3 protein-coding genes are annotated in these 6,046 nt (G+C 42.0%); all 3 read right to left on the bottom strand.

All coding sequences use genetic code 11. From position 1 onward, the window contains the following. Window positions 1–1,917, bottom strand: a 1,917-nt coding sequence (locus NHF50_RS03460; RefSeq protein ID WP_252775070.1) for a DUF6443 domain-containing protein, incomplete at its 3' end; no start/stop codon positions are given. A gap of 29 nt (window positions 1,918–1,946) precedes the next feature. Next, window positions 1,947–5,606, bottom strand: coding sequence for a hypothetical protein (locus NHF50_RS03455; protein ID WP_252775069.1), 3,660 nt, complete (start codon window positions 5,604–5,606; stop codon window positions 1,947–1,949). Between the two features lie 13 nt (window positions 5,607–5,619). Beyond that, the coding region (locus NHF50_RS03450; RefSeq protein ID WP_252775068.1) for a T9SS type A sorting domain-containing protein at window positions 5,620–6,046 on the bottom strand (427 nt) is incomplete at its 5' end.

Genomic DNA, 6,046 nt, shown 5'->3' with positions numbered 1-6,046 from the left:
ATAGTTGTATTTTCGCAGGACGTTATCATTTGCCGTTCGCCAATACGTAGCCGAGATGTTTCCGTTATACAAAGCATCAGGTGCCGCATCATGGATCGCCAGAGAAGCATAGTCGTTATAATCGATCTTAAAGTTAAACAGGTCATTGCCTGTCATAATATTATTAACATCATTAATGTTTGTCAACCAACCTCTGATGTTGTAGGTATAGTCTACCGTTTGTAAAGCGGTTGCTCCCGTAACGTCTGTACCGCCCACATTTTTGCTGATCAATTGCCCCAGTTCGTCATAGGTATTTTTGCTGATCAATTGTTCGGCAGTCTGGTCGATCTGCTGTTTGTGCAGCAACAAACGGCCTTGGTCGGTATAGGTATACATATCTTTTACGGTAACTACCGCTGCATTGGCATCGTATTGGTGGGTTGTCAGGGTATAGTCCACCTGCCCTGCCCAGTCCAGTTTGGTATCTACCTGGGTATAACCACCTAAATGATTGGTCGTATAAGTCCGTACCGGGCGGTATTTGTCATCGTACAACGTATAACTTACGGTAGCCGTGGTAGCGGTCGGGTCGTCTAACACTCTTACCCAGCTACCCGTAGGGAAACCTTTTACATGCTGTGCTATCGGGTAAGTACTGTCCGGCAATGTAGTGGGAACGGTTGCCGGAGCAAAAGGATAATCGTAATTGTCATAATAGTTCAGGCTTAAAAGCTTGAAACCTGAAGTAGGCAGTACTTTATTGGTATACCCCAGTGTAACATTATCGTAGGTAAACGTATCGTCTATCCGTTCAAAAAATTCAGCAACGAGATCCTGTTCGGCCTGATAGGCGGTACGCTCTACGGCTTTAACTGCTCTTCCGGTGTAGTAACCGGTATAGAGCACTCTTCCGAATACATCGTACTTGGTGATCAACCAGCCTTTGTCGTTTTCCCCTGTGGCTCCCCAAGGGTTGTATGCCGGACCGCTTGCCACTACCTGATCCTGACTGTTGTACACGATGTACTCCCATTGTTTTCCGGGTAGTTTTTTCTCGACCAAACGGTTGCGTTTGTCGTAGCGGTACTGGTAACACAACTCGTCCAGTATGTCCTGGGTAATATCGCTGGCAGCAGCCAGAGGAGGCAATACATAGGTCAAGTTGCCGAACTGGTCGTAAACGTAATAGGTGTCGTGTTTTACTTCGGTTTGTGCTCCGTAATCGGCATACGTTCGTTTAAGAACCACTTGTCCTTCTTTGTTCTTAAATTCTTCGGTGGTATGGTTCTTACCGCTGGTCCAGTTCTCGTCTTTGGTTACGGTCTTATAGAGTTCTTGTGCATTATAAGCCATTTGCTGTACCAGAGCTATGCTATAGATCTCTAAAGTAGCGTCCCAGCTTGCTGTAGCCTGAAAGAGCTTTACTTCGTTAGCATCGTTTGACTGGTAGTCAAAACGGATCTCTTTTCCGCTGTTCATCGCCCAGGCATCTCCCGGAGCTGCTTGTTTCTTTATACGGTCTAAAGGTGAGGCTTCCAGTTCTTTTTCGCTGAACGGGGTGGTGGTTCCTCCGTTATAGGAACTATAAAAGCTGTTCAGATCTGAACTCACGGTGGTTGCATCTATATAATTTAAACTCGGTGCGCTGTTTGCATAAGGCAGGAACTCTTTGGTTTGCCTACCGAAAGCATCGTATTCCACAGGGGTCACAATATCGTTTCCGCCATTAGACTGTTTGTGGGCAATCTGCTGAACAGGGCGCCCTAATCCGTCATAATAGGTGATTTGTACTACTGCCTCGTCTGCGCCCGGGTTACTCAATGAGGTTGTATTGGGCTGCTTGTAGGTCGTGGTCTTTACATAATTCTGATCCGGACTTTGCCCTAAAGCAAGAACCGGTACCAATGAAAGGAAAAATAACAGTTTTTTACGCATAAGATTATACTTTATTCTTGTTTAGGGGGTTAGTTATCGCTTGTATAGTGTATTTCGTTTTCGCTCAGGATGTTGCCGTCTTTGTCTTTGACATTCTGTAAACGGTTGAAGGCGTCGTACTGATAATCCATATAGTTTCCGTTAGGTTGGACCATCTGTACGATCAGATCGTACATATTATAGCGGTAACAATAAACTTGGGCTGTTGCCAGGGTGCTTTGATTGATCAAGGTTTGGTTTGCACTGATCGTCGCTCCGCTAAAACCGTTGCCCAAGGTAATTCCCGATGCGGTCAAGGCTGCCATCACGGTATCATAATCGCTGTTAACCACTTTATACAACGGTTTTCTGCTTTCTGACCAGATGTAGACCACTTTGACTCCTTTTTCTTTTTGAACCTCTACGGGGTTTCCGTTATCGTCGTATTTTGCATAAATGATGCGATCCTCTAACGACTGATCTTCTTTAGCACTCTGTACCTTACTCAGTAGAAAAGGTAGGTTTGCATCCGGTTGTTCGTAAATGTATTTTACGGCTGATGTTTTGCCGGTATTTTTAAAGCTTTCAACATAGATCGGTTGTGCTATACGGTTGGCTGTTTCAAGTGCTCCGTAGGCTGTTAGCTCGCTACCGCTTAAATTCGTCAACTGTCCCAGAAAATAATCCGTAGGATAGTAATTTTTTACCTCTAGTATCTCTCCGCTGCTGTTGGTGGTTTTTATATGTCCCGGCATACCGGAATAAATGTTATTGATATTATCCAGATAATCTGTTCTTAACGTTCGGGTGTCAAACGAACTGTAATCGGGTAATTGATTAAGGTTAAAACTGGTGTTGGCCGTAAAATAATCCCATACGCTTACATCGCTTAAAAAATCGGTTTCAACCTTCCATCGCAGCTCCGGTTTATAGGTATTATTGAAATAATAGCCCATATACATTGAGCCCAAAGTCGTTGCATTTCCACTTGCCCCAAAAGAACTTTGGTACATCTGTACATAAAGCATATTAGGATTTTGGTGAAAAAAGTTAATATGGTAATCGTAGCAGGTTTCTTTTTGCAATCGCAGATCAGGAGCCGAATTGGTTCTTTCCCAAAGTCTTTCCCTGAGCAAGAGTCCGTCTACAGCGCTTGTATTGGTTGCCGCATTGTTAAAGCTTTTAAAGGTATAGGCTAAAGCAGCATAATAAGAGGCATATTCTTCTCCTGCCGGATTAAAGATCTCTTGATACTCATCTCTTTGCGTATAAAAATCTTTTTCATAGCCTCCTTTTTCAAAATTCTCTCCGCCAAGGCTCACGCTAACGGTTCTTTCTTCTTCCAATGCACCATTAAGCACCGGAAGGTTAAACGCCTGCAGTTGTGAATTCATCTCCATATAGGTCGACAGCACCATGCAATTTGACTGTGTCCCCTGATTAAAACCTTGTGTTCCTTCTAAAGAAAAACTATGGAACAAAGGATAATATTTTTTTATTCCCGTATCGTCTAATTTCTGAATGTTTGAGTAATAATACCGCTTATGGGAAGCCGTTTCTCCGGAAGCTGTGTAATCTACAATGCGTTTTACTCTGATCCCCAATCCGTCGTCCGGATCGTAACCGTCTAAATATTTGAATTCCAGTTTTCCGAACAAATTAGGTGTCAGCATAGTCGTGTTAGGATCATTTATATAGCCCTCATTGGGGGCATAATTATCTCCAAAACCGATCTTGATATTGTACTTATCCTGTTTCTTAAACGTATAATTAAAAGCGTATTGTGTCGTAAAACTCGTTTGCCCTGCGCTATTCATCAGCTCTTCTGCCGGAAAATGCAGGTTTTTTGTAAATACGGAATCCGTAGTTATATTCGTGATCTCCACGTATGCAAAATCTCTGTAATCTAAGGTCGCCACATTAGTATTAGACCCTGTAAAGGTTAAGGTCAACTCAACCGTTTGTTCTTCCGGAATTCCCGGAAGATCATTATATACTTCATAAAAATCATTGCCCGAAAAAACTACTGTATAATTTGATAAAAGCAGTTCGTCTTCCATGTCTGAACCGAAAACCGGATCAAAATTGATCTGTAGTTCTTTATCGGCATAAACCGTTTTTTTGTCTTCCGGTTCATAATCGATCAGGGTATATCCTCCGGTCGGGTAGGTTATTTTCTTTAAACACCCATTGGTTGCATAATCAAAATAAGGTTCTCTGTCGGCTAAATTACCGATCTCTGAGAATTTTGATTGCTCATATATATAATCGTAATACGATAAAGGTCCCGTTTCAGGGGTTATATAAAGTAATAAATAATCTGAAAATAATTTCTCGGCATTCTTAGGCAGTAGGTTAGCATTGGCTGTAACTCCGTTAAAATAGCCCAAATAGTCCTGTGCATTAGAGTTAACCCCCGGAATGTTGTTCAGATCTTCGTATTCAAAAGTATACTGCAGGGTTGTAGTTCCTGAGCTGGATTCCATGTTCGTATCCACTAAAAAGAATTTGTCGATATCCCCTGAGGCTAACTGGGTTAATGAAGGGGAATAGCTCAGATTAAAAGTATTGGTCCCGTAACTGATCTGACTCAGTACCTTGTATTTTAAGTTAGTGGTTATCGGTGTTACCTGTTCGTAAACTCCTGTGGACGTAAAATCGACATACAGTCCGTTTTGCGGACTCCAGATTTGCTTTAAGAACTTTCCGTTAAATATTTTATTTCTAACGGTCAGGGTCTGCATGTTATTTTCAGGAGTAGAAGAACTTCCTTCACAACCTGGCTCTGATTCTGAATAAATTATTTTACTTACCTTTTGGTTCTTTTTATAGTAAACATAATAGCTGGGAATGGTTTCATACGTAAAATAAACGGTATCTCCGTTAAAGCTTTCTATCTTGGTAAGGTAAAAAGCTGTTTTAGCTCTCATGCTTTGGTGTAACGGGTTGTGGTCAAATAGTTCCGTTTCCTCTACTGCCTCAAAATTATCGGCTCCGGTTTGACTGGTCACTACACCACCGAAAAAATAGGTCGTCCCGTCTGGTCCTGTAAACTTAAACTCGTAATGCGGATTGTTTGAACTTTGATCTCCGAAATCATAAAACCCGTTAGGTGCTGAAAAATTACCGAGTAGCTCTACTTTGAATTCTGATTCGTATTTGGAAAGTTTTGCACTGTAGTTCCCCAGACTGTCCTTCTCTAAATAAAATGTTCCTGAGTATCCCAGAAAATTAAAACTGAACACATCGGCTTCAGAATCGTAGTTCTTATTGTCTTCTACAAAAAAACCAAAATCATCCATATCTGCTATTTCTCCGCTTTGGAACATATCGGCAATCTGATCCGGTGAATAATGATAGGACGGATATGTCGTTTCATCCGGAAGATCACGCACCGTTCTTGTGATCACGCCTCCTGCATTCAAATTCCAATTCATCCCTGTCCAGTCAGGGTTTTCTTCGACTTTAACTCCATTTCCCATGTATGTTAAACCTACGGGAACGTTTATACTACCCGCCGAATAATTAAATACCGAAATGGTATGTGAAAATTTTCCGCTCGACTCATCTATATTCAAATCTCCGAATTGTGCCAATCCGTTTGATTGTGGTGACGGAACTGCATAATCCGGCAATTCCAGTTCTTCTTGTCCGTACCCTAAAAAACTTAAAAAGAGACAAAAAGCAGTAATTAGTTTATATTTTATCATTTCTTATCCGTATTTATTTCTTAATCACTTTAACCCCGCCGGTTTCGGTATCTGTTTTTATTTCTACTACGTAGATCCCGGTTGGGAGGTTGGTCAATTCTACCGGTATCGTTTTTTCGCCTTTGATCTCCGTACGGCTGATTGTTCTTCCGCTCAAATCGTATAAAGTCGCTGTTCCTTTGCTGTAGTCAAAGCTTACAATTACATTGGTAAAATATTCCGTCGGGTTCGGTACCGCTTCCAGGTCAATGCGGGCTTTCTCTTCCTTGTCCTTGTCTTTGAGCTTTACCACCCAAAAGTCATTACCGCCTTTGGCTGTCTTTTTGTCTTTTGAGGCAGTGCCGTTTGAGGTACCTGCCAAAAGATACCCCCCATCGCGGGTTTCCAGCAAGCGTTTCATCACCTCATCGCCTTTGCTTCCTACCGTTTGACTCCAAAGT

The organism is Flavobacterium sp. NRK F10, from assembly GCF_024054235.1.
GTDB classification, from domain to species: Bacteria; Bacteroidota; Bacteroidia; order Flavobacteriales; family Flavobacteriaceae; genus Flavobacterium; species Flavobacterium sediminis.
The sequence above is the reverse complement of the archived record's forward strand: the minus strand, read 5'-3'. Positions and strand labels throughout refer to the sequence as shown.

What these genes read in the sequence shown, in the direction of transcription:
- NHF50_RS03455 (WP_252775069.1), bottom strand. Translation starts at nt 5,606, where the DNA reads ATGATAAAATATAAACTAATTACTGCTTTTTGTCTCTTTTTAAGTTTT.